The organism is Pseudochelatococcus sp. G4_1912 (assembly GCF_047501465.1).
In the GTDB taxonomy this organism is placed as follows: Bacteria; Pseudomonadota; Alphaproteobacteria; order Rhizobiales; family Beijerinckiaceae; genus Pseudochelatococcus.
The window spans coordinates 517,006-541,502 of record NZ_JAZDRL010000001.1 but is presented as its reverse complement, the minus strand read 5'-3'; the positions used below and the strand labels follow the sequence as shown (position 1 = coordinate 541,502).

The 24,497-nt window shown below is 52.8% G+C and carries 15 protein-coding genes, 1 tRNA gene and 1 pseudogene; 4 read left to right on the top strand and 13 right to left on the bottom strand.

The genetic code is table 11. The annotated features are described in order from the left end of the window. Nucleotides 1-72: 72 nt before the first annotated feature. Nucleotides 73-7,299 (bottom strand): autotransporter-associated beta strand repeat-containing protein, encoded by a 7,227-nt coding sequence (locus VRZ32_RS02550; protein WP_414523891.1) that lies wholly within the window; start codon nt 7,297-7,299, stop codon nt 73-75. 232 nt (nt 7,300-7,531) lie between these two features. Between VRZ32_RS02550 and VRZ32_RS02545 the strand changes: the two genes are divergently transcribed. Next, entirely contained in the window at nt 7,532-7,783 is a 252-nt protein-coding gene (locus tag VRZ32_RS02545) for a hypothetical protein (RefSeq protein WP_414523889.1), read from the top strand. Nucleotides 7,784-8,428: 645 nt separating this feature from the next. Here the strand turns inward: VRZ32_RS02545 and VRZ32_RS02540 are convergent. The 7 genes and pseudogenes from VRZ32_RS02540 to VRZ32_RS02510 form a co-directional block, all read right to left on the bottom strand. Continuing rightward, nucleotides 8,429-9,694 (bottom strand): Glu/Leu/Phe/Val family dehydrogenase, encoded by a 1,266-nt coding sequence (locus VRZ32_RS02540; RefSeq protein ID WP_414523887.1) that lies wholly within the window; start codon nt 9,692-9,694, stop codon nt 8,429-8,431. 469 nt (nt 9,695-10,163) lie between these two features. Then, nucleotides 10,164-10,238 (bottom strand) — tRNA-Gly (locus VRZ32_RS02535). A 252-nt stretch (nt 10,239-10,490) separates the two neighbouring features. Beyond that, nucleotides 10,491-11,139: pseudogene (locus VRZ32_RS02530) on the bottom strand (transposase); the annotation flags it as partial. A 323-nt stretch (nt 11,140-11,462) separates the two neighbouring features. Beyond that, the gene (locus VRZ32_RS02525) at nt 11,463-12,692 is read right to left on the bottom strand and encodes a PIN domain-containing protein (protein ID WP_414523885.1); all 1,230 of its coding nucleotides are present in this window, start codon (nt 12,690-12,692) and stop codon (nt 11,463-11,465) included. 2 nt (nt 12,693-12,694) lie between these two features. Next, complete coding sequence (locus VRZ32_RS02520; protein WP_414523884.1) at nt 12,695-13,819, bottom strand: hypothetical protein; 1,125 nt, start codon at nt 13,817-13,819, stop codon at nt 12,695-12,697. An 8-nt stretch (nt 13,820-13,827) separates the two neighbouring features. Next, entirely contained in the window at nt 13,828-15,780 is a 1,953-nt protein-coding gene (locus VRZ32_RS02515; RefSeq protein ID WP_414523882.1) for a peptidoglycan-binding protein, read from the bottom strand. Between the two features lie 985 nt (nt 15,781-16,765). Next, nucleotides 16,766-16,924, bottom strand: a complete 159-nt coding sequence (locus tag VRZ32_RS02510) for a hypothetical protein (RefSeq protein WP_414523880.1) — start codon at nt 16,922-16,924, stop codon at nt 16,766-16,768. Nucleotides 16,925-17,067: 143 nt separating this feature from the next. Between VRZ32_RS02510 and VRZ32_RS02505 the strand changes: the two genes are divergently transcribed. From VRZ32_RS02505 to VRZ32_RS02495, 3 genes are all read left to right on the top strand, one after another. Beyond that, nucleotides 17,068-18,720 (top strand): hypothetical protein, encoded by a 1,653-nt coding sequence (locus VRZ32_RS02505; RefSeq protein WP_414523879.1) that lies wholly within the window; start codon nt 17,068-17,070, stop codon nt 18,718-18,720. A 627-nt stretch (nt 18,721-19,347) separates the two neighbouring features. Then, nucleotides 19,348-19,611, top strand: a complete 264-nt coding sequence (locus tag VRZ32_RS02500) for a hypothetical protein (RefSeq protein ID WP_414523877.1) — start codon at nt 19,348-19,350, stop codon at nt 19,609-19,611. A gap of 288 nt (nt 19,612-19,899) precedes the next feature. Beyond that, nucleotides 19,900-20,286, top strand: coding sequence for a hypothetical protein (locus tag VRZ32_RS02495; RefSeq protein WP_414523876.1), 387 nt, complete (start codon nt 19,900-19,902; stop codon nt 20,284-20,286). On the opposite strand, the gene VRZ32_RS02490 is transcribed toward VRZ32_RS02495, so the two are convergent. The 5 genes from VRZ32_RS02490 to VRZ32_RS02470 form a co-directional block, all read right to left on the bottom strand. Further along, nucleotides 20,252-20,806 (bottom strand): NADPH-dependent FMN reductase, encoded by a 555-nt coding sequence (locus VRZ32_RS02490; RefSeq protein WP_414523874.1) that lies wholly within the window; start codon nt 20,804-20,806, stop codon nt 20,252-20,254. The genes VRZ32_RS02495 and VRZ32_RS02490 overlap by 35 nt on opposite strands. An 80-nt stretch (nt 20,807-20,886) precedes the next feature. Continuing rightward, on the bottom strand, nt 20,887-21,687 hold the full coding sequence (locus tag VRZ32_RS02485; protein ID WP_414523872.1) for an SDR family NAD(P)-dependent oxidoreductase: 801 nt from the start codon (nt 21,685-21,687) through the stop codon (nt 20,887-20,889). Between the two features lie 59 nt (nt 21,688-21,746). Then, a complete protein-coding gene (locus VRZ32_RS02480; RefSeq protein ID WP_414523870.1) occupies nt 21,747-22,322 on the bottom strand; it encodes a hypothetical protein in 576 nt (191 codons plus the stop codon). 7 nt (nt 22,323-22,329) lie between these two features. Next, entirely contained in the window at nt 22,330-23,571 is a 1,242-nt protein-coding gene (locus VRZ32_RS02475) for an MFS transporter (RefSeq protein WP_414523868.1), read from the bottom strand. Between the two features lie 38 nt (nt 23,572-23,609). Further along, nucleotides 23,610-24,329, bottom strand: coding sequence for an SDR family oxidoreductase (locus tag VRZ32_RS02470; protein ID WP_414523867.1), 720 nt, complete (start codon nt 24,327-24,329; stop codon nt 23,610-23,612). Between the last annotated feature and the right edge of the window lie 168 nt (nt 24,330-24,497).

Sequence of the window (24,497 nt, the reverse complement as noted above, 5' to 3'; positions counted from 1 at the left end):
GTTTTTTTGGCAGCTTGCGTTTGTTTGATCATCACATTGCACGCAAGCTGCTCCAGCATAAACCGGACCGCCCTAGAAGTTGACGGTCATATATCCCTTGACGCCGTGGTCCTGGGCGTTTTTGGCTATTTGCCCGCTGTAGGAAACCCCAAGGCGCGTTGTCGTGCCGATCCCGATGTCGCCACCCAACCCAAGAACCAGCGCATTCTGCGCTAGCGGCGTTCCGATAATCGAGAAAGCACCTGTCTGCGCCGACACGAACGCAGCACGCGGCCTGATGTCTCCAAAGGCATAGCGCCAGCCAACCGTGCCGTGCACCCGGCCCTCCACGCTACCAACAGAATAATCATGCGATAAACGCACACCAGCCGTCGAAAAACCCGTATTCGCATCCGACGTATGCCCATAAAGCCCCGTGCCTAAACCAAGGTCACGCTCTTCAATCCCGTCCCCTCGATACGCAACATACGCAAGGTTGACAAACGGCTCAGCCGTGACGGACTGCACACCAAACGTGTAGCTCGCCTCCCCATAAACCTGCAATGTCCGCGCGTCATATTGCGAATATTGACCATCACGCAGCCCAAGCGACGCAACATTCAACTGACGCGATACATCAATGCTATGCCACGTATGCCCAACCCCAAACTGCACACCAAGCGCACCAAAACGTCCGCCGCCGTAAATCGCAGCGTGGTAGTTGTCGACATCAGACTGGCTCAGAAGAGCATTGTTCCTGATCTCGCTCGTGCCGTAGCCGCCCGCAAAACCAAGCCGCCAGTTGTCGCCAACCGCACCATCACCACCAAGCACAAAACCGGCAGTCGACAGATCAAGACGCGACCCCTGCCCCAACTGGCCCGCATTGCCCCAGCTGCCATAACCCTGGCCCCAAAGCCCGATATCCGCACCAGAGCCGGACAGACGGCGATCCGCCTGCGCAACAGAACCCTTGCCATCCAGCGAAACACGGGTGCGCGTGTTGAGCGCATCCCGCAGATGACGGCTTTCATCAATCAGCACACCCTGCGTTGCTGCATGGATCTGACCCGAGACCTGATCAAACGCCAGACGCACATCAAAGGCCTGATCGTTCGAGGCAGAAGCAATCGCATTATACAACCGGCTGACAGCACTGTGCCCATCAACCCCCGTCGCATCAAGCGCACGCCCAACCGCAAACTGGTTAACCGTCCACGCAACATCCGTAAACGAGCGGGTGCGCTCAAGATAGAACTGGCCCACGTTGCCAACCGCCTCGGCCTTGAACTGCGAGAACAACCGGCTGCGGCCAACTTCAAGCACCTGTACCGCATCAGGCGTTGCAAAACTCACGCCGTTGTCCGCCGTCACAAAAACATACCGATTGCCGAAGGTGTAGCCGCGCCCATCCATCAGAGACAGCGTGACCGGTGCCCCGTCACTGGCGCGCGAAAAGATCGCACGGCCATCATGCGTGCCGCCAAAACCCGCTGATACAGCAATCAGATCCCCAGGCTCAAACGCAATCGTACCACCGTTCTGAACATAGGAGCCAAGCCGGATCGTCCCCGGCGAATTCTCATTCCCCGGCTTGAACGTGCCGCCATTCACCGTCAGCGATGCGATGTTCACCTTATTCGCCGGCAACGCATTGGCCTGCCCTTCAAGCACACCGTTGGCATTCACCGTCACCGCACCCGCCTGGCCGTTGACGCGCAGCAAACCGCCATCGGCAACAAACGTAGCCTGGGAGAAGTCGCCCGTGATGTTCAGCGTGCCCTCAGTGAGCGTGCCCGTGCCCTTGTATTCGTTGCTCTGCGCTGACAACGTCAGGCTACCGTCACCCGTCTTCCGGAAGTTGCTGCCAGCCAGGGGAATGGCCACATCCGCAGAAGCAGCGGAAGCCACCCTGAACGTGATGCTGTCCGACCCATCAAGCGGCGCAAGCGAGAACACCGCCGGCGCAACAGGATTGCCGTAATCGTTGAAGACATAGCCCGGACCAGTAACGGTCAGGCCGCCCAGCAGAATGCGACCTTCAACCGGGATGGCAGGGCGGCCCGTGGCCGTGCCCTCAAACGTCGCCTTGTCGTGGATCCACGGCGTGCCATCCACAAAGGTGTGCGAGACACCGCTCCACAGGCGCGGATTGGGGTTCGTGTCATAGTTGAACACATGCTCCGTTCCGCCTGGCTGCTGCGATTTGGACTTGAGCACCAGATAACCGTATTCAACCGGACCAAACGTAAAATCAGACCCCGCATAGGCCGCCTTCACGCTATCCGCCACAACGATCTCACCTGAGCGGTTGGTGTACGAGAACACGTAGAAAGATGCATCCTGATCGCCCACAGAGAAGCCGGTTGGCAAGGCAACATCCGTGATCGCGCCGCCAAGCACCGCCGTGGTGCCCTTGAAAGCAGGCGCTGACGTGGCCGAAGAGCCAGTGGGCACCGTCAAACCGACAGAGGCCGTGGAGGCAAGCGTCAGCGTATCGATACCAAACGTGCTGCCGATGCTGCCAAGCAGATTGCCCGCCACCTGGGCCGTGGCAACAGCGCCCTGCCCCGCCAACGTGCCGCCCGTGCCAACATTCAGCACCCCGCCAAGCTGGCCATTCACAATCATCGAACCGCCGGAAAGCGTTGAGGTGCCGCCGAAGCTGGCGCTGTTCGCCGTCAACGTCGTGGTGCCGGCAAGGTGCTTGATGCCCGAAAGAGACGTGCCACCAGAAAGCGCGGTGTTAAACGTATTCGCACCTGTATAATTGAACACCAGGCTGCCCGCACCGTCACCAAAAGCAATCGTGCCGGCATCAAGCTGGCCCGCAGCTGCAGCCGCGCTGGCTGCATCGGCGCCAATATTGAGCGTGCCGGAAGAGCCGGCACCAACCGCCATGAGGACGCCACCACTGGGGACCGACACAACGCCGTCATTCGCCACCGTCACCGCACCAGCCCCGTTCTGGCCGATCGTGATCGTGTTGAGAAGCAACGCCGCGCCTGCACCAGACACGCTCACAAGCCCGTTGGCACCAACACCCTGCCCCACAACAGCCTGAGAATTGGCAACCGCAACACCAGCGCCGATTTGCAGCTCGCCGCCCTCAACCGTGATATCGCTGAAAGGCGCGCCAAGCGTGCTGCCGGCAAGCGGACGCAGAACACCCGCCTCCACAACCGTGCCGCCGGAATAGGTGTTGACCCCGGCAAGCTCCAGCGTACCGCCACCCACCTTGCGCAGTACATTGGTGCCAGAGCCATTTTTGAGCGCGGATTCAACCAGCGCCGTAATGCCGCTGCCAACATTGATACTGCCGGCAGAACCTGATGCGGGCGCAATCGCAAGCTGGTCACCGGTCACAACATAACCATCGACATTGAACTGCAGCGTATCGAACGATTGTTCGCCATCAACCGTAACGGTGCCTGCCATGCCAGCGAAAACGGCTACAGTACCAGCACCCATCCAGCTGCCATTGATCTCGGCCTGGCCCGGCTGGCCGGTCCAGTTGGTGGTGCCGGTTTGCCATAAGGCCGAGCCGCCATCAACAATGCCATTCCCGAAGATATCCTCGCCATCCCAGAACTGCAGGTTCTGGCCAGCCCCCAGCACAACCAGATTGATCTGGTTGGGGATGCCCATCTGCAGTTCAGAATCATCGACGACAAACCCGCCTGTGCCTGTAATGCTTTTGCCGCCGAAGGAGCCGCCTTCGAGATTGCCGTATTCAAACAGCCGATAATAGCCGCCGGACCCCACCGTTACATTCAGATCGCCGCCGAGGGTCAGGTTGCCTGTCACCCTCACAAGGTCGTTCTGGGCACCACCCACGATACCGGGCGCATTCAGCTCAAACACAGAGGTCGAGCTGCCCATCAGTTCGAGATTGCCATCGATGGTGAGTGTGCCCGGGCTGTTACCGGCAGAAAGCGTGCCATCAACTCTGACATTGCCGACAACCTCGCCCGAACCGCCCAGCGTGCCATTGCTATCAACATAGATATTGCCAGCGAGCTTATCGGTGCTGGCATTCCCGACAAGCAGCTTGCCGCCAGAAATCTCGATATCACCTTCAAACCCGGAGCTATCACCCTTCAGCAGCGTGGTGCCCGAGAGCTGCTTGAGCGTCGCCGTCCCCATCCCGCCGGACATCGACGCCGTAAAAATCGCCGGCGAAGAATCCAGCGCAGAGTGGTTAAAGATGAGCTCTGCATCACCAAGACCAAAGTTCAGCACCCCGGCAGAGAACGTACCTGCCCCCTTGCTGCCATCAAGCTCATCGCCAATAATGAGCTTGCCGCTCGAACCAACTTCAGACGCAAGAGAAACATTGCCCACAACGCTGGCAAAACCACCAGCCGTAAGCCGAAGCGTACCACCCCCACTATCACCAACCGTAACACTGCTGGAACTCTCCCAACTGGAGCCAGAACCAGCAATCGTCACTATACCTTCTGAGCCAGCTCGGAAGCCAAGAGTGCCCCCTGCATTGGTAACCTTACCGCCATTCGTAATCGACAGACTGCCCTTGCCATATCCGCCGACAGTCAGGTCGTCGGAATTGGCCCAACTGGAGCCCGCTCCATCAACCGTTACTGTACCTTCTGCGTCAATATAATCGCCAATAGCGCCCCATGTATTTGAGACTTCACCGCCATTCGTGATCGACAGGCTGCCCTTGCTATCATCCCCGCCAACCGTCAACCCGCCGGAACTCACCCAGCTGGAACCAGCACCAGAAACCGTCACGGTACCGTCTGCGCCAGCAATGTTGCCAATAGTACCCGTTGTATTTGTGACCTTACCGCCAGCCGTGATCGATAGGCTGCCCTTGCCAAAAGTGCCAACAGACAATGTGCCGGAATTTTCCCAACTGGAACCAGCACCAGAAACCGTCACGGTACCTTCTGAGCCAGTAAGGTAGGCAATGGTGCCCCCTGCATTGGTGACCTTACCGCCATCCGTGATCGACAAACTGCCAGTGCCGTTATCACCCACCGTGATATTGCTGGAAGCAACCAGCTTCGATCCTGCGCCTTCAACATTGATGGCCCCGGAAACAAGGCCTGCGACAGCAACCTGGACATCATTCGTGACGCTAACCTCACCGCCATTCGTGATCGCGAGCGTACCGCTGCCGTTCTTGCCGACTGAAAGGCCATCTGAAAGGGTCCATTTTGAGCCGGCACCATCAACAACAACCGTACCATTCGAGCCATCCTCATCACCGAGGACGCCATTGCCACTTCCCAGCGTTCCGCCAGCGTTGACACGCAGCTCACCGCCAGAAACAAGAACCTCGCCCGTAAAGCCCGCGCCCTTTCCTGTCAGATTGGTCGTGCCGGACAGATGGCGAATAACGGACCCAGGAGAAGCCCCCGAAATCGCAGCACCGAACGTGGTCGCACCGGAATGGTTGAAAACAAGCGCACCTGTGCCAGCACCAAACGCAACACTGGCCGTATCAAGCACACCCGCAACACCGGCAGGACCAAACACAGCACCACCAATATTGAGCGTACCGGTTGAGCTGGCACCCAAGGCAATCGTCACCGAAGAAGCCCGCACAAGACCACCATCCATGATCGACAGAAGGCCAAGGCCAGTGCCGGAATTGCCGACATACAGCGTGCCAGAATTCTCCCAACTGGAACCAGCCCCAGAAACCGTCACTATACCGTCGGAGCCAGGAGCAGTGCCAATGATACCCCCTGTATTTGTAACCTTACCGCCACCAGCAATCGACAGACTGCCTTTACCAGAATTGCCAACAATCAGCTGGCCAGAACTCTCCCAGCTGGAGCCAACCCCATCAACTGTCACTGTACCCTCGGAGCCAGAACCGAAGCCAATGACACCCACTGTATTTGTGACCTTACCGCCATCTGTGATCGACAGACTGCCCTTGCCAGAAAAGCCAACATACAGCTGGCCAGAATTCTCCCAGCTGGAGCCAGAACCATCAACCGTCACTGTACCGTCGGAGCCGGCAGCGTAGCCAATGTAGCCTGTTATATTTGTAACCTTACCGCCATCTGTGATCGACAGACTGCCTTTACCAGAATTGCCAACATACAGGTTGCCGGAATTGACCCAGCTGGAGCCAAAACCAGCAACCGTCACTGTACCCTCGGAGCCAGAACCGGAGCCAATGACACCCACTGTATTTGTGACCTTACCGCCATCTGTGATCGACAGACTGCCCTTGCCAGAAAGGCCAACAGTCAGCTGGCCAGAACTCACCCAGCTGGAGCCAGAACCAGAAACCGTCACTGTACCGTCGGACCCAGTAGCGGAGCCAATGGTGCCGATTGTATTTGTAACCGTACCGCCATCCGTGATCGACAGACTGCCCTTCCCAGAATTGCCAATACGCAGATAGCTGGAATTGACCCAGACGGAGCCAGACCCGGCAACAGTCGCTGTACCGTCGGAGCCAGTCTGAGAGCCAATAATGCCCGCTGTATTTGTGACCTTACCGCCATCTGTGATCGACAGACTGCCCTTCCCAGAATAGCCAACATACAGCTGGCCAGAATTCTCCCAGCTGGAACCAGACCCATCAACCGTCACTGTACCCTCGGAGCCAGAACCGGAGCCAATGTAGCCCTGTGTATTTGTGACCTTGCCGCCATCCGTGATCGACAGGCTGCCCTTACCCGAATAGCCAACATACAGGTCGCTAGAATTCTCCCAGCTGGAACCAGAACCAGCAACCGTCACTGTACCCTCGGAGCCGGCAGCGGAGCCAATATAGCCCCATGTATTTGTAACCTTACCACCATCCGTGATCGACAGACTACCAGTGCCAGAACTGCCAACAGTCAGAGCGCCGGAACCCTCCCAGCTGGAGCCAGAACCAGAAACCGTCACTGTACCCTCGGAGCCGGCAACGGTGCCAATGGCGCCCCCTGCATTGGTAACCTTACCGCCATTCGTGATCGACAGAATGCCCTTCCCAGAATTGCCAACATACAGCACGCCGGAATTGACCCAGCTGGAGCCAGAACCAGAAACCGTCACTGTACCATCTGAGCCGGCAGCGGAGCCAATCCGGCCATCTGTATTTGTGACCTTGCCGCCATCCGTGATCGACAGACTGCCTGTACTCGTATTGCCAACAGTCAGAGCGCCGCCAACCGCCCACGGAGACGCCTTGGTGCCCCCACCGGTACCGATAACCGTTTCATCGGCTCCATCAATGACAACCTGCGCCAGAACAGCAGATGGCCTCACGATACAAGACAGCGACAACAGCGACACGCCCGTCAGCAACACATAGCGCGCAATCCGTGATGGTTTTGAAACGGTCATATCGCTCTTCCAGTCTCGCAAAGTATATAAAGCCCGCTTTGGAAAACGGGGACGATCAGTGCAAACTCTTTAACCAACAACATTTATCAAAACATTAACCATCTTCAAGCCGTTGTAGCAGCTTTGCACAACAAATTCATATAATATTCAAACGAACCATCTCAAATCCATAGAAGAAATGAAGCACTTAGAGATAAACGGGTATATTTTTCATACTGGCAGCATCGTATTTATGCTGTTGAATAAATTACGGGGCATCCTCATTAACTTGCGGCATAAGGCTCATCTTTATGCCGTGGTCATTGAATCGGGCGCCGATAACACCTCGGCTTTCCAGGTTGACACCCCCCACCGCGAGCATGAATCCTTCGTCAAGGATGCCCATGCCAGACGGGATCGTATCGACGTAATAACCAACGTGCGTTTTATGATGCTCGCTCTCGAAGTGTCCGGTTCGATGAGTAAAGCCAATACATCGACGTAAACAAGGACGTTCTTTGGAGTTGCGGCGGCACTGTCGTATTTCAAGAAGCAGAAAAACGTCCAATCCATCAATGTGTTATTGGTCGCGGGACATTTGCGCATCGCCATCGACGCGATTTATTCGGCGACGAAATATTCCATGCATATAATCTCCGAGGCTCCGCGCAAGGAGGTCAAGCACTACAACAGCCCTCTCTCCAGAAGCTATCAACACCGAAGCCTCCTGTTTCGATCAGCGCGCCAAATATAAACGAGGCAATCGCCGGCTACTGCGATCCCCTACCGACAGCTTCGCGTGCTATGGCGTGCTGATTGCAATGAACCAGCCGGGGGGTAGTGCAAGAACTTTGAGGTCTGGCGATGTTATCGGAAATAGAAGGAAGATCATTCAGTGCGCAGGCTTTATAGCTGATGGTTTCGCACTGTCAGGAGGAGCTATCGATGCAAATCTGGATATCTTCAACAGCGCGAGCAGAGTGGCAATCTGCTGGGTTTGCGTTTCCATCACGAGTTGGCTACCGATGGGGAATGGAGTTAGTGCATGATGAGCGCCAAAGATATCTATTCGCAACGCGGAGGGCCATCTTTGATGACCCTGCTTCAATGCGTTAAAAGCGTTCTTTTTGCATTGTGAAATGCTTATAATTTAGCTTGTAAAGAACGATTGTGTTCCATGTGCTTCAATAGCAGATGCAAGGCGGGCGAGAGCGTGTATGTAGGCCGCTGTTCGCCAGGTTACATGCTTCTCCTGAGTAATATTAAATATCGCACGACCTTCACGAACCATGATTGTACGTAGCCGTTCATGCACCTCATCTAGCGTCCAAGCATAGCCCTGTTTATTTTGCACCCATTCAAAATACGATACAGTCACACCTCCTGCATTAGCCAGAATATCTGGCAATACTGTGATGTTTTTTTCTGCAAGTATTTTATCTGCCTCAGGTGTAATTGGGCCGTTTGCTAATTCAAGAATAACCTTTGCTTTAATATGGGATGCATTCCCCTCATGGATCATGCTTTCCAATGCTGCTGGAACAAGGAGGTCTGCGTCGATAGTGACAAGGTCATCAGCATTGATCAACTGGTGGCCATGTCGACCAGCGGTACTACTAACAGGCAACCCATCAGCTTTTGTTTGCAACAGCAGGTTTATATCAAGCCCCTCCGGTGCATATACCGCACCTGTTGAATCTGAAACTGCGACAATCTGGTGGCTATCAGCCGCAAGTAATGATGCAATAAATTGACCAGCATTACCAAAACCCTGTATGGCAACGCGCATTTTTCCTTCAAGACCAAGCACGCTGGCCAGATCCTTCACTAGATAATAGCCACCACGCGCTGTTGCATCATTACGACCAACCGAACCGCCAAGAGCAATAGGCTTACCTGTAATAACGGCCGGAGAGGCTTGTCCAACTATTTGTGAATATTCATCGGCCATCCAGCCCATGATCATTGCATTTGTATAAACATCAGGCGCTGGAATATCGCGGTCTGGCCCCACAATGCGAGCGAAAGCTTGAATATAAGCTCGAGATAGACGTTCAAGCTCAGCCTTGGAAAGCTTACGCGGATCAACACATACAGCTCCCTTACCCCCGCCATAAGGTAAGTTCATAACCGCACATTTGAACATCATCCAGAATGCAAGCGTTTCCACCTCATCCTCGTTGGAGTCAGGGTGGAACCGGATACCACCCTTTGTAGGGCCGCGCGTATCATCATAACGGCAACGCCATGCGAGAAAAGATTTCCGTGAGCCATCATCCATGCGGATCATCAACCGAACCTTGGTTGTCTCACGCGGATATTGCAGTTTCTCAATCACATCCGGATCAACTTCCAAGTAACCGGCGGCTTCATCAAGACGAACTAAGGCGAGATCGAGAAGGCTGTGATGAGGCATCATGACTCCTAAACTATGCATAGTGTGATGCTTGAACCATAAACATCAGATTATTGCGTAGGCAAGAGCTGATCAATTTTGCATAAAAACGAAGGGCATAAAAAATCTTTATTATATCGAAATTATTATAATTAATGCTTATTCTTATAAATCAGAGACAGATAATTGCGCCAACTAGGCTGCTGTTATGAACGTTTTGCATGGCAGTAATATGAAATGAGACAGAATTTCAGAGAGGGAATGTGATAAATCACACCTCGAACCTATTATAGCGGGGTAGTTTTCGGACCCGAAGATTCACTGTGGCAAAGGGGGCGTTGAATACGTTTCCTGATAGTGAGGAGCGAGCCATAATATCTATGCGAAGGCTGCTTGCGCCCAAAGCTACTGAATACCCTTTTTCAGCCCATTCGTTCCAATTTCACCGCTTGCTGCACCCCATTTGGTACATTGACGTATTGGATAAAACTGGAGCGGGCGATGGGAATCGAACCCACGACATACAGCTTGGGAAGCTGTCGTTCTACCACTGAACTACGCCCGCAATACCCTATTTATTTATCAAACCAAACCAAAACAGCAATAATAAAAAACGCCCCGCTAACCTTGTGCCCAGGTATTATCCAACACTGATCCCGTTTTTGGCGTTTATAATGCGTTGAATGTCTCCGGGATTGCGGTCATTGGTAGGGGCTTTCCATTTTACCCAGCGTTAACGACCGTCTTGGGTGAAGCGATTTCGTTGGATGTTTGTCGGTGCGAGTGTTGCCGATTATCCTTGTAGCCCTGCCTCCAATTCATCAGGACAATCATCGACGGTGGTCAGAATGCGGAAAACGGTGACCAGGCGTGAACTGATCCGAGGCAAATCCAGTGACCTGCGCTTGTGTTAGGCTTCAGTGGAACCAGGACGGGCGCTCGCGTTCCGATTGCTCTCTTCCTGCCGCCCCTTTTGTGCACGATGAGCCGTTCCTCGCGATACAGGCGAAAGAGCTTCTTATGGTTCACGTTATGACCTTCGCGTTTGCGCAGAACGTTCAATCGCCGCTAGTAAAATCAGAAGCACTCATGGGCAAGTGCGATTAGACGTTGCGCAGATTGCGGTCATGGGGCGTGTGGACTTGTAGCGAATGGTCATGCGGCAGCAGTCAATGGCTTTACACGCCCGCCGTTCGCTTATTCCCTGACATTCAATGAGACGAGTGGCAGCTTTACCTTGGCTATGGTCATTATCATTTCTTTTCCAGCAGATCCTACACGGTGACATTGTCCAATATCACATCGGCAAGCATTTGCTTCAGCTCGGCGTTCTTATCTTCTAATGTCCGCAGTCGCTTAGCATCACTGACGCCATGCTTGCGGCAAAGCTTGGCAACAGAAATGCCTGCTTCGTGCTCTTTCAAAATACTGATGATCTGCTCTTCTGAAAAACGGTTGCGCTTCATATTCTGGTCCTTCAATAACCAGAACGAACTTCAATAGGAGTTAAGCCAAAGGGGAAAGGTCATCATCAATGGCTCAAAACGTTTTTATCGTAGTAGTAGGAGTGTAGCGTGCAAATACAGGAAACCGGCGGTGGCTCTGCCCTAACATTAAAGGGGGAAGACTGCTTTGTGGTGCGCGTCAGAAGCGAACGCTATGACAAAGCGACTGACATATTGGGCGGAAAGCAGATTGACGGCAGTACGACGTCGAGGTCAAGGCAATCCTGTAAGAGCAGTCATTCGTCAATGCCAGGGCGCACAGCCTGCCTGAACCTCGTCGCCCTTTAACGCCTCTCATGATCCTCAAGCATGTGCTCTATTTCAAAATCATAATCAGGCTCTGCTAGGGAATAATCGATGTAGCCCAAATCAATAGAACTCGGGGAATTCAAGAGTTCAACGTTGTCGATATTATAGATAATTGACGTATCATCCTCTTCGTCATTTAAGAAGTGGCTAATCTCAAGCAGCAAGAAGGCGTCGAACTCGGTCTCCTGCTCGACCGATGTCGAACCCATAGGGACGTAATCCTTGTCGATCGAATCTCTAATTGAAAAGCTGATTTCCACATGGACGTTTGCAGTGATGTGGACGGGGACACGAAAGGCAAAACCTTGCGTGCCAACACGAACAATATCAATTTTCGTGCTATGGTCATCTAATCCAGTAATTTCGAAGTCAACCAAAGATAAACATGCACCTTCGTCTTCTCCTGGCATCGGCCCATCAAACTCGATATAAGGGGACTCCGCCTCCACTGCACTTTCCAATAGTGACTGTATGCGTCCCGTTAGGTCAGGGTCAGGATCAGGGGCGCTGAGCAAAGCCAACACATTCTGGGCTAAAGGAATAGTTTCCTCCGCCAATTCGTTCAGTATCGAGAGAGCTTTTCCAAGATCTTCAACAACATCGATGTACTCGCTTTGATCAGCAAAGGATTTCCAGTCTCCATCATTGCTGATTGCTAGAATCCTTTTTTGTTTTTGGATGGCCCAACATTCCAAGGTAAGTAGCGCGATGGCATCCGGAAACTCATTTTTCTTACTCTTGCTGGCAAATGGTGCTTCGTTTTTGAAATATCGATCTAACAGGGATTTCACATCGACGGTGTCTGCCGCAATCATTTCCGCGCCGGTCCTAGCGGCAAATTCAGATAGTTGACTCGCCGCATGTTTATAAGGCTTTACCATCGCATCTCTGGTGCCCTCCAAGTCAAGGATCTGTTGCTCGGTAAATTGGCGGTTTGATTGGCCAGATTTAATCGCTTTATTCAGCGCATCAAGCGTAGACTTTGCTTTATCATTTAGAGGCTTGTGTAGCTCGCGCACTGTGATTTCTGACAGTAGGAACTTGACCAAACCGTCCTTGAATTGACTCAGCTGACCCACTAACCCTGTGTCCAACTCTAGGTCATTGGAGTAGATCACCTGAGTATCAATGGTAAGGGCATCGTATTTCACAATCAAATCCAAACCTATTTTAAATTGGTAAACTAATGATCCGAGCAGGTTCACCTTTATTCCACGTTCCAGCGGCTTATGAAGCGCGCTCCCCGTTTATATGCAAGGAGAGCGCTTTCCGAGTCCTTACATGTAACTTCAAACGGCTCACGCTCCATCTGAAATTCTGGATCTGCAACAAACCCAGTAATATAGCAGCTATCTTTATATTCACCCAAGATGCGGTTTCTCAGCCTGATTTCAGATGTTGCGAAAGCTGTTTCCAGGGTTCGCCCTTTATATTCTGATGTTCCATAATCGAGCAAAACTGTATTTACGCTGACTAATTCCCATTTATTGCTGAGATGCCAACCATACCAACTGGCTAAACTAGGGTATTTCCGGCCTGCGCGATCTTCTTTCAGATTGAGAAAATTATTTATTTCTTCGGATAATTTTCCTTCAAAGGCCCTCGCCATAACACCATATTGTTTACGTAAACTGCCCTCCTTTGACCGGCGGGCAGTTCCGTCTGACTTCTCTTTTTCAAGCGCTAACTTTTGTTCGTCTTCTAAGCGTCTGCGTTGATCGGTTTCTTGCTGGGCCAATAAGGTGTTTTGCTGTTCAATGCTTTTTCCTGACAAAAGCACATCTTCGGGTGAAAACCAGATTGGCAAGAATTTATTGTTTATCTTTTCACGTTTCATGCCATCAATAATGAGCTTCAAATCCGCCGAAGAACCATAAATTGCACAGCATTGGCCACGTTGCGCCGAAATAAATGCGCCCTCAGCCGTTGTTGGAATGAATGAGGGAGGGGATGAAAGAGCCTCTTCAAGTAAACCCGAATGTTTTTTCAAAAGGGCTTTGTGAATTGACGGCTCAGGGACAGTCATACAGACCATTGCGGATTCAGCGTTGATTGAAACAGCGCCAAACCCTTTTATTTCCTTCTGGATATAGCCTTCAATTTCGGCAGATCTGATGGCTTCTTGCTGTGTCAGGTTGCGCACTTCAGAGGCGAGCAAGAGCAGCATCTGACTGAAGTGGTCATTTTCTACAGCAGAAAGTAAACTCGCCACATTGGATGGCTTTTCTTTTAACAGCTCCCCGCGCTTGAATATAAGCAGATCATAGCTATTAGAGGATGCAATGTTGCAGCCTGGAGTTGATTCTTGGAATTCCTGTTTCCACTTTTCCATGTGCACATTTAGAGCTTTAAGTTGCTCACGTTTAAATTGATCCTTGCCGATTTTGCATGCTTTGGCCTTGGAGCCTTCAAAAACAATATCCCCCGCAGGTTCTTAACAACAGAAGGTGCAGAAGCCGATGAGTTGTATAATAAAATAATGTCATCAAGTTCGCCATCGATGAGGAATTTGTTTTTATCTGTGGTCGCCTTGGTGACTATTGTTACATTTTCAATATCTGTCCTGAGGGCTGATATGGCTTCAGTCGCCTGAACAAGATTTGATCCATCATCATCGGGTTGCACTGCGTCTACGATCTCGGAAAGCTTTGCAACCTTGGCCTGCATGTCAGGAGACAATGTCATTCCCTCAATATCATGCAAGAACCTCCTCGCATCATCGATGCGAGCCAGCGCTAATTCTTTGCGATTTTTGCCTTGATTAAATTCATCTATCCGTGCTTCAAGGGCAGTATAGCGACTATGAGGATCAGCAATTTTTCTAATGATCGTGCTGTCTTTCTCCGTGAATTTTACAGGCTGTTCTTTTCCGGCATGTTTTTGCAATAATGCTTTCTCTGTTTCCCGTGTCATATAGCCAGATTGTGGTAAATCAGCTGATGCTTGGAGAGAAAGAATCGCGTTTCTTGTATTAATTCCATATATACCGTCAATGGTTTCATTTGTGTCTATATAGCCTGCTCTTTGCAGCATCTCCTGTAGGCGGATATGCTCAGCGGGAGAGCGGGAGACTTCATCATAGACGTCCTGCGGCAACTCACGCATTATGCGTTCGCGCCAGGTATCGCGTTGTGTGCGATATAGGGAAGACAAGCAGTTTATTGCTGCTTTTTGTTGTTTTTCAGCAAGTTGCTTTGAACTGCCTAGATTGCATGATTGAACAAGGTTCTTTGCATGATCAATCGCTTCCTGCCGCAATGATTCACGCTCGGCAGGGTAAGCGTAGCGGAGGATATAATATGGCTGGAATATTTCAATATCGAGCTGGCGCAACTCGGGGCTGGAACAAACCGTTTTTTCAAATGCTGTTGATGCTTTTTTGCAATCAAAAGTAGGGCCTTGCAAGATAGTGCCAGTTTTAACAGCAGTATTTGCATCAGGTTTCATAGCGGGTTGATTGGTTAGAGAAAGATATTCTTTCTTTAAAATATCCAGTTCATCAGTGAAGTTGTTATCTATTGGCCGCTTTTCTATTTCTGCCTTGAATGATGCAAGCTTTTCAAGAGCTGCAAGACGCATAAGCTCTGCGCTTTCAAAATATTTGAGCTGCGTAATATCCTGCCGGATACGTTCATAAGTATCTCTTGAGATAGTAGGGGCTGATGATGCGGCTGAGATGCGTTTTACAAGGGACTGGGTAAAATTTCGCACATGCTCGGATTGGGAGCTTCGGTAAGGCTCAATTTCAGTTTTTAAAACTGTCAGTCCTGCTAGATAGCTTGCTGTTTCGGCTTTTTCTCGCCGGGCGCGCTTGCCAGCATCATTTTCGATTTCAGCAATAATAACCTTTCCACCGCGTGCGTAATAATTGACCGCCTCTTCAGTATCCATAGGAGTGGGAGTAGATTCACCTGTTGCACGTGCAAAGCGTTGATTGCAAACAGATGGAACCTCTCTGCCAGAAGAATCTGGGACTGTGCAACGAATACCCGATTTGAGGTTTGAAGGGTTAAGCTTCGCACATTCCTGATGTAAGTGTGAAAGCTGCCGGGCTGAAGGTTCTACGCCAGCCTGGATCAGCCGCCGAAAATCCACGCCGTCGCGTGAGAGGAGTTTTTGTAGACAATATCTATGGGTTGGGGATTCTCGTGCCCACGCGTCTTGCGCTGCTTGAGCTTGTGCGGCAGCCATTATTCCGCCGATAATACCGCCAAATATATCGGGTCCCTGAGCCATTGTATTGGTGGCAGAAACACAAAATAGCGATCCCAGTAGAATCGGTTTTTTTAGCATGATATTACCCCATTTTTACATAATGTGATCGCAATGCGGGCAATGAGGCAAGTTGTTTTTATCGCTTAAGTTATGTTTTATTTTGCAATCATAATTTATTTTTTCATATGAAGTAGATAGCAATTAATACTATGGGAACATTAATTGAATTAAAAGACGATTGTTGCAGCGATGCTTATTGAAGAGAAAAATGTGATTGAATCAATCATAATGTTTTGTAATGCGTTTGCAATACTTTTATATCCAAATCTTATACTCTATTCCAATTTGTCTTAATCCATATTTAAGTTTGTTCTGGCCTTTAAGGACTGGAACATGAAGCGCAACCGTTTTTCATAACAACAGATCATCAGCATTTTGAAGGAGCACGAAGCAGGCATTACTGTTGCGGAGCTTTGCCTCAAGCATGGCATCAGCGATGCCAGCGAGACCAATCGACCGCATGCATTGGAAGATAAAAACGCCGAGCTGAAGTGCGTGCAATGTTGGACAGTATCGCCTTGAAGGATCTTCTGGAAAGGAAATAGTAACGTCCGCAGTCGAGCAGTAATACTGCCGCTCATCTCATTGAAAGTCATGGAATGAGCGAACGGCGGGCGTGTAGAACCATTGACTGATGCTGCATGTCCACGCTCCCCCATGACCGCAATCTACGCAAACGTCTAATAGTACTTGCGCGTGAATAACGCTGGTTTGGCTATCGTCGATTGCATGTTCTGCTCAAGCCATACTGTGAACCGCGAGGAATGGTTCACTATGCGCAAAAGAGGTGGCAGGAAGAGGGCAATGGGGACGCGGACACTCATACCAATTCCGCTGAAGCCTATTGCATCAAACCAAAAAGTGGAGACCGCTTTTTTGGATACATTGGATGCACAAATAAACGAGCGCTGATCACTGGGTTTCATATACGACCTGTTCATGGATGATCGCCGCTTTCGCATCCTGACAATCGTTTATGATTGCACGTGTGAGAACCTTGCGCTTATTGCCGATACGTTGCTATTGGGCGCGTGTTGCTCGAGAGCTGGACCATCTCATGGCCGAGCGCGGCAAACCCCGGATGATTGTGAGCGATAACGGTAGTGAGTTCACCAGCAATGCCATCCTGAACTGGGCCGATAAAGCCCGTGTCGAGTGGCATTATATTGCTGCATCAGAAGTAAGTTCTATCTGCTCCAAAAGCGCTTTAATTGCGACCAAATTGTGGTGCGCTATGGACATCTTTTTAGATTTGGATATAATCGATTCAATTAATGTTTTATTACTTATTATAAGGAAACAGGAATGGTAGACGCGTTTGGCTCTCGAGCTTTGACTGATGTGACGCAAGATCGTCAGGTTAATCCTAATCAGGCTAATCAAGGCGATTCCCTTGTCATCTCCTCTTCTCAAGGAACGTCTATCATAGATTCTGCAAACAATTCTCAGAATACTCCGCTTGAGGGGCGTGAGGTTCACGCGCTCAGCAGTGTCCGAGATGACGGGTCAGAGAAGCGTGAGGTGCAAAACCAGCAAGGCAAAACCAAGAAAGAACAGTTAGTGTACCTTAAGGATCAGCTCTCGCATACTGAGACGCGAAAGCACGTGACGAAGGACCGCATCGACCAATACTGGAAGGGCGCGGACACGGATCAGCAGCTCGAGCTCTTCAGGGCTCTTCTCCCGCATGAAGATATGCGACAGCACGTGACAAAGGACCGCATCGACGATTTCTGGCAGGGGGCGGCCCCGTATAAGCAGTTCTGGCTCCTCGAGACTCTTCTCCCGCATGCTGATATGCCACAGCCCGTGATGAAGGAACTCATCGACGATTACTGGAAGGGCGCGGACACGGATCAGCAGCTCGAGCTCCTCGAGGCTCTTCTCCCGCATGAAGATATGCGAAAGCACGTGACAAAGGACCGCATCGACAATTTCTGGCAGGGGGTGTACACGTATAAGCAGTTCTGGCTCCTCGAGGCTCTTCTCCCGCATGAAGATATGCGAAAGCACGTGACGAAGGACCGCATCGACCAATGCTGGAAGGGCGTGGACACGTATAAGCAGCTCGAGCTCCTCGAGGCTCTTCTCCCGCATGAAGATATGCGAAAGCACGTGACGAAGGACCGCATCGACCAATGCTGGAAGGGCGTGGACACGTATAAGCAGCTCGAGCTCCTCGAGGCTCTTCTCCCGCATGAAGATATGCGAAAGCACGTGACGAAGGACCGCATCGACCAATGGTGGAAGGGCGCGGACACGGATCAGCAGCTCGAGCTCTTCAGGGCTCTTCTCCCGCATGAAGATATGCGACAGCACGTGACGGAGAAACGCATCGACGATTACTGGAAGGGCGCGGACACGGATCAGCAGCTCAAGCTCTTGAAGGTTCTTCTTCTGCATGACCCGCGTGTTCAATCTCATGCGGTAAAGATCAGATTACTTCAGGGTTTCATATTCGCTAACAATGAATTCAATAAAGATCTTTTCCTTCAGCTGCCATTTGTTAAAGAAGAACAACTGAAAGAACACCTGGAAAAATACCTGAAGGATGATTACCTTAACACCCATCTGCCTGCCGGAATTGAGGGCTTCGATGCTTTGGTATTCTCTGTCTTGCCAGACAATATACTAGAGAACCTCAAGGCAGAAACACTGAATAGCTTGACAGATGAGAACAAGGAACGCCTTGATATCCGGCTTTTGACAAAATTATCCGATACCGAGTTTGAAAAGCTCGATGATAGCATTTTCAACGGAATACGAAATAGGATGAGCTTTAAGAAAAAACTAACTGATGCAAACAAAGAACAAGTTTATTTACCAGGGAGCGAACTTACTCCATTGGTAGAACTCTTTGAGCGCACAGGCAATATCAGTATATTTGATGATAATGTTGATTATTGGGGTGCGTCGGTTTTAAGAATGGCCAAGATTGCTGAAAAGCTCTTTCCTTGACAATAATACTCTTTGATCCAGTTGCGAGATGACATTCTGATAAACATCCATGATTGCGGGTCTGTGTTGCACAGGCCCACAATCATGGTGCTGTCTATATGCGCATCTGCAGCCGCTACCCCGAAAGATGGCGCATTATATCTGCTCGATGCGTTGCTAAAATAATTGGTATTAATGAATGCAGGTGATTGTCACAGAGACAAAAAAGGGTTACCTGATTTAGGCGTCCAACAGCTATAGGTGCTTACTCATCTGATGGTGGGCGTCATGATGCTTAAAATGCGGGCGTAGTTCAGTGGTAGAACGACAGCTTCCCAAAAACTGATGCTTGCTATTTTATATTTATACAAGTCGTTGAAGCGAGCGGACTTAGAAGAACATTTTTTCTTTCTCGCTGTTTAGCGTTCAATGTTCCATGATTGTTATCGATATATATTCAAGCCTGCATACATTTGCGGAAATCCGATGGGACAGATTGCATCATCCGTGGATTAGATTGCTACTCAAATTGCACTTACTCATACCACCTCAGGTTCAACTCAGAGCAATAACAAGCCAGACACTGCGTTGAGTTCTTACCAATTAGCATCGATGCTTTCATCCAATGCTAATAAAGGGAAATGATGCATGGCCATAAATTCGCAATCCGGAGAGCAAAAAGAGGCCGACATTGCGCGTGTGCAGAAAGCCGTTGCTGAGGCGCGCAAAATGACCGCACAAGGCAGCACAAAGATTGACGCTGCAATGTGTATCTATCGTCAGCTTCAAGACCAGTCCCAAGAAACTGTAGTGCAAGCCTTCATAGATGGGGCTACCCTAACTGAACGTGGCGCTTTGACTTATTGGTACAATTGCAAACGTCGAATAAACCGGGAGCGATCAAGCAACTGACAAGAAGGCTGAAAGTGGTGAGACGTTGCCTGCATCCCTTAACCGCATGATCTGACCCTAAGCTATATTTAGCCGCGAGTTTGTGCCCGCGTTTGATATTCCCCGTTGTCTGGGATCAGAGTTCAACCTGAAAGTCTCAAAAGCCCCCCCCGTTCGTCGGACGATAGCGCGGCAGCGAGCGAACGACCTGGATGCTGGCGGCTGGCGGCGCCTAATCTGGCAGGATGCTCTTGTCACCGCCGACGAGAAGGTGCTATCTCCATCACCTGCTCTCAACCCGCCCTGACGGTGACGATACTGGCTGCCACGGTCGCCTTGCTGGCTGGCAAGGAAGAGCTCGATATTTCAGTCTACAATCCCGGCGAGAAAGCAGTCTTTGCCATCTCCTCGAAGATCGTCTCCGGACCGAGCGAAGTCCTGCTTGTGGACGCCCAGTTCTTCAAGGCTAACGCCGAAGCGCCCATTGAACGGATCAAGGCGACCGGCAAGACGTTGAAAACCGCCTCTATCAGTCATAGCGATCCCGACGGCCGGGTGACGATCTACGCCGCTTTTCGGAAGCGCAGATCGTCGCCTACCAGAGATGAAACATGGCCCGCACCTCTGTGCTTGGAGGTGCTTTCGGGCTCGGTCGCGACGCTCAGGCTTTGCGCAGGCGCTCAACCCAAGCCATGAAGGTGTTCATATAGCTTTTCAAGAAATCGTGGCTTGCAGGGCCCACATTCCCCTCGGCATCGATCAGGCCGTCATGCCAGCGGATGAAACCCTCAGGCTGCCCCATGGTTGGCATGTTCAGATAGGACAGGATATTGTGAAGGTGCTGCTGCGCCATGGAAGTGGCGGGCCCGCCGGCTGCGGTGCCGATGATTGCAGCCGGGATGCCCGACCAGGCGCTGCTGCCGTAGGGACGGCTGGCGGCATCCAACGCATTCTTCAACAAGGCAGGGACCGACCGGTTGTGCTCCGGCGTGACGAACAGGATGCCGTCATGGGCGCGAACCCGGTCCTTGAACCCCTGGAACACGGCCGGGTAGGCAGCGTCATCGTCGCGATTGTAGATGGGCAGAGGGCTCAGTTCGATGAAGTCGAAATCCGCTTGCTCTGACGCGAGCTTCACCAGTGCCTCGGCCAGTTTGCGATTGATGGATGATTGGCTGGCGCTTCCGACAATCACGCCGATACGAAGTTTGCGCATGAAAAATACTCCTTGGAAAGAACAAATCGACCACGCCGATGCGGGGCTTTTGTGAGGTTATGCGAGTGTATGGAGCGGGCTCAGACGATATCGTCGATCACCCCGCCATCAACGCGCAGAGCAGCCCCCGAGGTGGCCGAAGCTTGCGGCGAGGCGACGTAGACGACGAGGTTGGCGACTTCCTCGGGTGTAGCCGGGCGCTGGATGACAGAGCTCGGCCGATGGCTCATGACGAAATCGCGTCCGGCTTCGTCCAATGACTTGCCGGTGCGCGTGATCTCATCCTGCAGCATCGCGATGAAGCCGTCGGAGAGCGTGGGGCCGGGTAATACGGCATTGACGGTGACCCCGCTGCCAGCGACGCGCTTGGCAAGACCGCGCGACACCGCCAATTGCGCGGTCTTGGTGACGCCGTAATGGATCATGTCGGCGGGGATATTGCGGGCCGATTCCGACGAGATGAATACCACTCGCCCCCAACCCCGCTGGACCATTCCGGGCATCAGGGCGCGCGACAACCGCACGCCTGACATCACATTGACCTGCCAATACCGTTCCCAGGTCGCATCGTCAGTCTCGAAGAAGTCCTGCGGGTTGTAGATGCCTGCATTGTTGATGAGGATGTCGACGGTGCGGCCACCTAGCCCGTCAATCAGCGCTTCAACGCCCTCGGCATCACTTAGGTCAGCGGTGACCCCGTCGGCCTCAGCCTCGGGAACGGCATCCCGCAGCGCTTGCATGCCTCGTCGAAGGCTCGCGTCGTTGCGGCCATTGATAATCACATGCGCGCCACTTGCCGCCAGGCCTTTCGCAATCGCCAGGCCGATGCCTGCGGTGGAAGCCGTGATGAGAGCGGTCTTTCCGGAAAGATCGATATGCATGGTTACTCCTTCAATCAATGTTGGCGTGGGCCCGAGGCCTCCGAACCTCAGGAACGCACTTACCAAGCCCGGCGGCAGGCCGTCAGAAACTCTGCCGCCGGGACGGCTCCAGCCCCGCCCGCAGGCGCGGACAGATCAGCCGATGCGACATCTAGTTTGTTAAGATCAGCGTAACCGACGCCACGGCAGCATTTCCAGCCCCTGGTACTCTCTGTAATCCTCGGCTGGAGATCATAACGCCACTTCTCCTTGCCGCTTGCGGCATCAAGGGCGACCACCAGCGGACGCGGATGGAACATACCGGCAAAGATGCCCACCAGAGCGACCAGCATCACAAGGGCCAACACGCCGGACGATTTGAGCCCTATTGCCGCCCGGCTTTCTCCGCCGACCTCGCTGTAGGCCCAAACCGCGCTGGTAGCCAGCAGCGCTAGCGCCAGCCATAAGGCCCATGCGCGGGCGCGCCACAATCCCGCTCCGACGCCTGCTATCGCCACGCCGGCAAACAGATAAAACCATGCCCCTCTCAACGCGATCAGATAGCCGCCTCCGGCAGCAAGGATCAGGCCAAGGACAGCTAGGAGCGTATCTGCGATCCGCATCAGCAATGGAGAGCGTGTGGAAGCCATAGTCATGCGAACCTCAATACTTGTCCGAAAGCATGTCTGCCCCGATAGAAACGGCGCTGTGTCCCCTCGAACGGGATTGTAAACGGGCCACTCGACCGAGCCAGAGCGCAACTGCCAGTGCAGCCGTCGACAGAAGTGCTGCGACGCCATTTGGCGAAGCTAGCCCAAACCCGTTTGCGATCACCAATCCGCCTAAAGCGGCGCCGATTGCGTTCCCGAGATTAAACATACCGATATTGACCGCGGAGGCCAGGTTGGGCGCTCCGGCGGTGCTGGCCTTGTCCATCACGAGCTTCTGGATCGGTGAAACGCTGGCAAAGCCAAAGGCTGCCATGAGGAATACGCAGATCGACGAGGCGGCGCGGCTATCGGCCAGGAAATAGAAGGCAAACAGCACCAGTGCCTGACCGGCTAGAGTGACATACAACACCGGCATGAGCGCGCGGTCAGCCAGCCGGCCTCCGACGAGGTTCCCGATGAACAGGCCCAGACCGAACAGAAACAGGGTGAACGTCACACCGCTTTCATCAAAGCCCGCGACCTCACGCATCATCGGCGCGATATAGGTCAGCGATGTGAAGAACGCCGCCGGCCCGAGCACGGTGATCGCCATCGCCAGCAGCACGCCCCTATCCACGAACGCCGCCAACTCGGGCGCCTGCCGAGGCGGGTTGCGGCGCGCCCCGTCATTCGGCAGCCACGCCAGGAGAGCGATCAAGGTCAGTATGCCCACTGCGGCGACCGCGCAGAAGGTCGCGCGCCATGAAACCGCGTGACCCAGCCACGTGCCGGCGGGAATGCCGGCAAGGTTGGCCAGGGTCATCCCCGTGAACATCAAGGCAATGGCGCTGGCGCGGCGCGGCGGCGCTACCAGGGCGCTCGCAATGATCGCACCGACACCGATGAACGCGCCATGCGTCAGGGAGGTTACCACGCGGCCCGCGATTGCCCAGCCGAAGCTTGGCGCCGCGGCCGTCAGGAGATTGCCGAGCACGAACACCGCCATCAGCAACAGCATCAGGGTCTTGCGCGGAAGGCGGTTGCCGAGCATGACCACGGCAGGCGCACCGATGAACACGCCCAGCGCATAGCTCGTGGCCAGATTCCCGGCGGCTGAGACGGAAACGCCAAACTCCTCTGCCGCCAACGGCAACAGTCCCGCGATGACGAACTCGGTGACGCCGATCCCGAAGGTGCCCAACGCCAGGGCCCAGATCGCCAGAGGCGTGCCGCTATTGGTCGTGACGTCGATCACTCTTTGCCCGAACTCAGGGCGTTTGATGGCGCACATACTCATGCGATCGCGGCACCACCATCCACAAGCACCGTCGAACCCGTCGCGTAAGGCGTGGACGCCAGGTACAGAATGGCATTCGCGATGTCCTCGGGCCGGCCCATGGTACGAGCTGGCAGCGTCGCCGCGGCGTGTTCGTACATCGCCTCGCGATCCGCATCAGGCAGGCCACCCCACAGCGGCGTCGCGATCATACCGGGTGAAACCGCGTTGACACGCACCTTTTGCGGCGCCAACTCCAATGCCAGGCCACGGGCAAGAGCCTCGAGCGCTGCATTGATCGATCCCTGCAATACCCATTCGCCGGGCCGGACGCTGAGAAATCCGGAAATGAAGGTCAGGCTGCCGCGCTCGCGGATTGATACAGCTCGCGCAACCCGGTACGCTCCCCAGAACTTGCTATCCATTGCGCTATAGGCGTCCGGTAGAGGAAGGCTCCTGACCAATCCTCCGGGAGTTTTGGCGGCGCTGACCACGACGTGATCGAAGCTGCCGGAGCGGGCAAAATAAGCCTCGACCGCCGCATCGTCCGTGGTGTCGAGCACAGCAGTCTCCACATCAGCACCTATCCGGCGGGATGCCGCATCGAGTCGATCCTGGCTGCGGGAAGCGATGACCACCTGAGCGCCAGCCTCGGCAAAAGCTTTTGCGGCGGCTTCACCGATACCGGAACTGCCACCCACGATCAGCACACGCCGTTGGGAAAAGGAATAAGACATGAGGAGACTCCTGACACAAGTTCTTCAGAGGTTCTGCAAGTTGACGATCGGCGTTCTTCCGAACCAAACCGCTCGCGACCAGGGGCGTAGTTCAATTAAACGCCCGAATATCACGCGCGGGTGGACACTTATCATTTGTTATACTATGAATAATTCAAAAAATTGACA

Excerpts from the sequence above, each read along its gene's own strand:
- VRZ32_RS02550 (WP_414523891.1), bottom strand. The coding sequence starts at position 7,299 with ATGACCGTTTCAAAACCATCACGGATTGCGCGCTATGTGTTGCTGACG.
- VRZ32_RS02545 (WP_414523889.1), top strand. The coding sequence starts at position 7,532 with ATGCTGTTGAATAAATTACGGGGCATCCTCATTAACTTGCGGCATAAG.
- VRZ32_RS02540 (WP_414523887.1), bottom strand. The coding sequence starts at position 9,694 with ATGCCTCATCACAGCCTTCTCGATCTCGCCTTAGTTCGTCTTGATGAA.
- VRZ32_RS02520 (WP_414523884.1), bottom strand. The coding sequence starts at position 13,819 with ATGGAAAAGTGGAAACAGGAATTCCAAGAATCAACTCCAGGCTGCAAC.
- VRZ32_RS02515 (WP_414523882.1), bottom strand. The coding sequence starts at position 15,780 with ATGCTAAAAAAACCGATTCTACTGGGATCGCTATTTTGTGTTTCTGCC.
- VRZ32_RS02510 (WP_414523880.1), bottom strand. The coding sequence starts at position 16,924 with ATGCCACTCGACACGGGCTTTATCGGCCCAGTTCAGGATGGCATTGCT.
- VRZ32_RS02505 (WP_414523879.1), top strand. The coding sequence starts at position 17,068 with ATGGTAGACGCGTTTGGCTCTCGAGCTTTGACTGATGTGACGCAAGAT.
- VRZ32_RS02500 (WP_414523877.1), top strand. The coding sequence starts at position 19,348 with ATGGCCATAAATTCGCAATCCGGAGAGCAAAAAGAGGCCGACATTGCG.
- VRZ32_RS02490 (WP_414523874.1), bottom strand. The coding sequence starts at position 20,806 with ATGCGCAAACTTCGTATCGGCGTGATTGTCGGAAGCGCCAGCCAATCA.
- VRZ32_RS02485 (WP_414523872.1), bottom strand. The coding sequence starts at position 21,687 with ATGCATATCGATCTTTCCGGAAAGACCGCTCTCATCACGGCTTCCACC.
- VRZ32_RS02480 (WP_414523870.1), bottom strand. The coding sequence starts at position 22,322 with ATGACTATGGCTTCCACACGCTCTCCATTGCTGATGCGGATCGCAGAT.
- VRZ32_RS02470 (WP_414523867.1), bottom strand. The coding sequence starts at position 24,329 with ATGTCTTATTCCTTTTCCCAACGGCGTGTGCTGATCGTGGGTGGCAGT.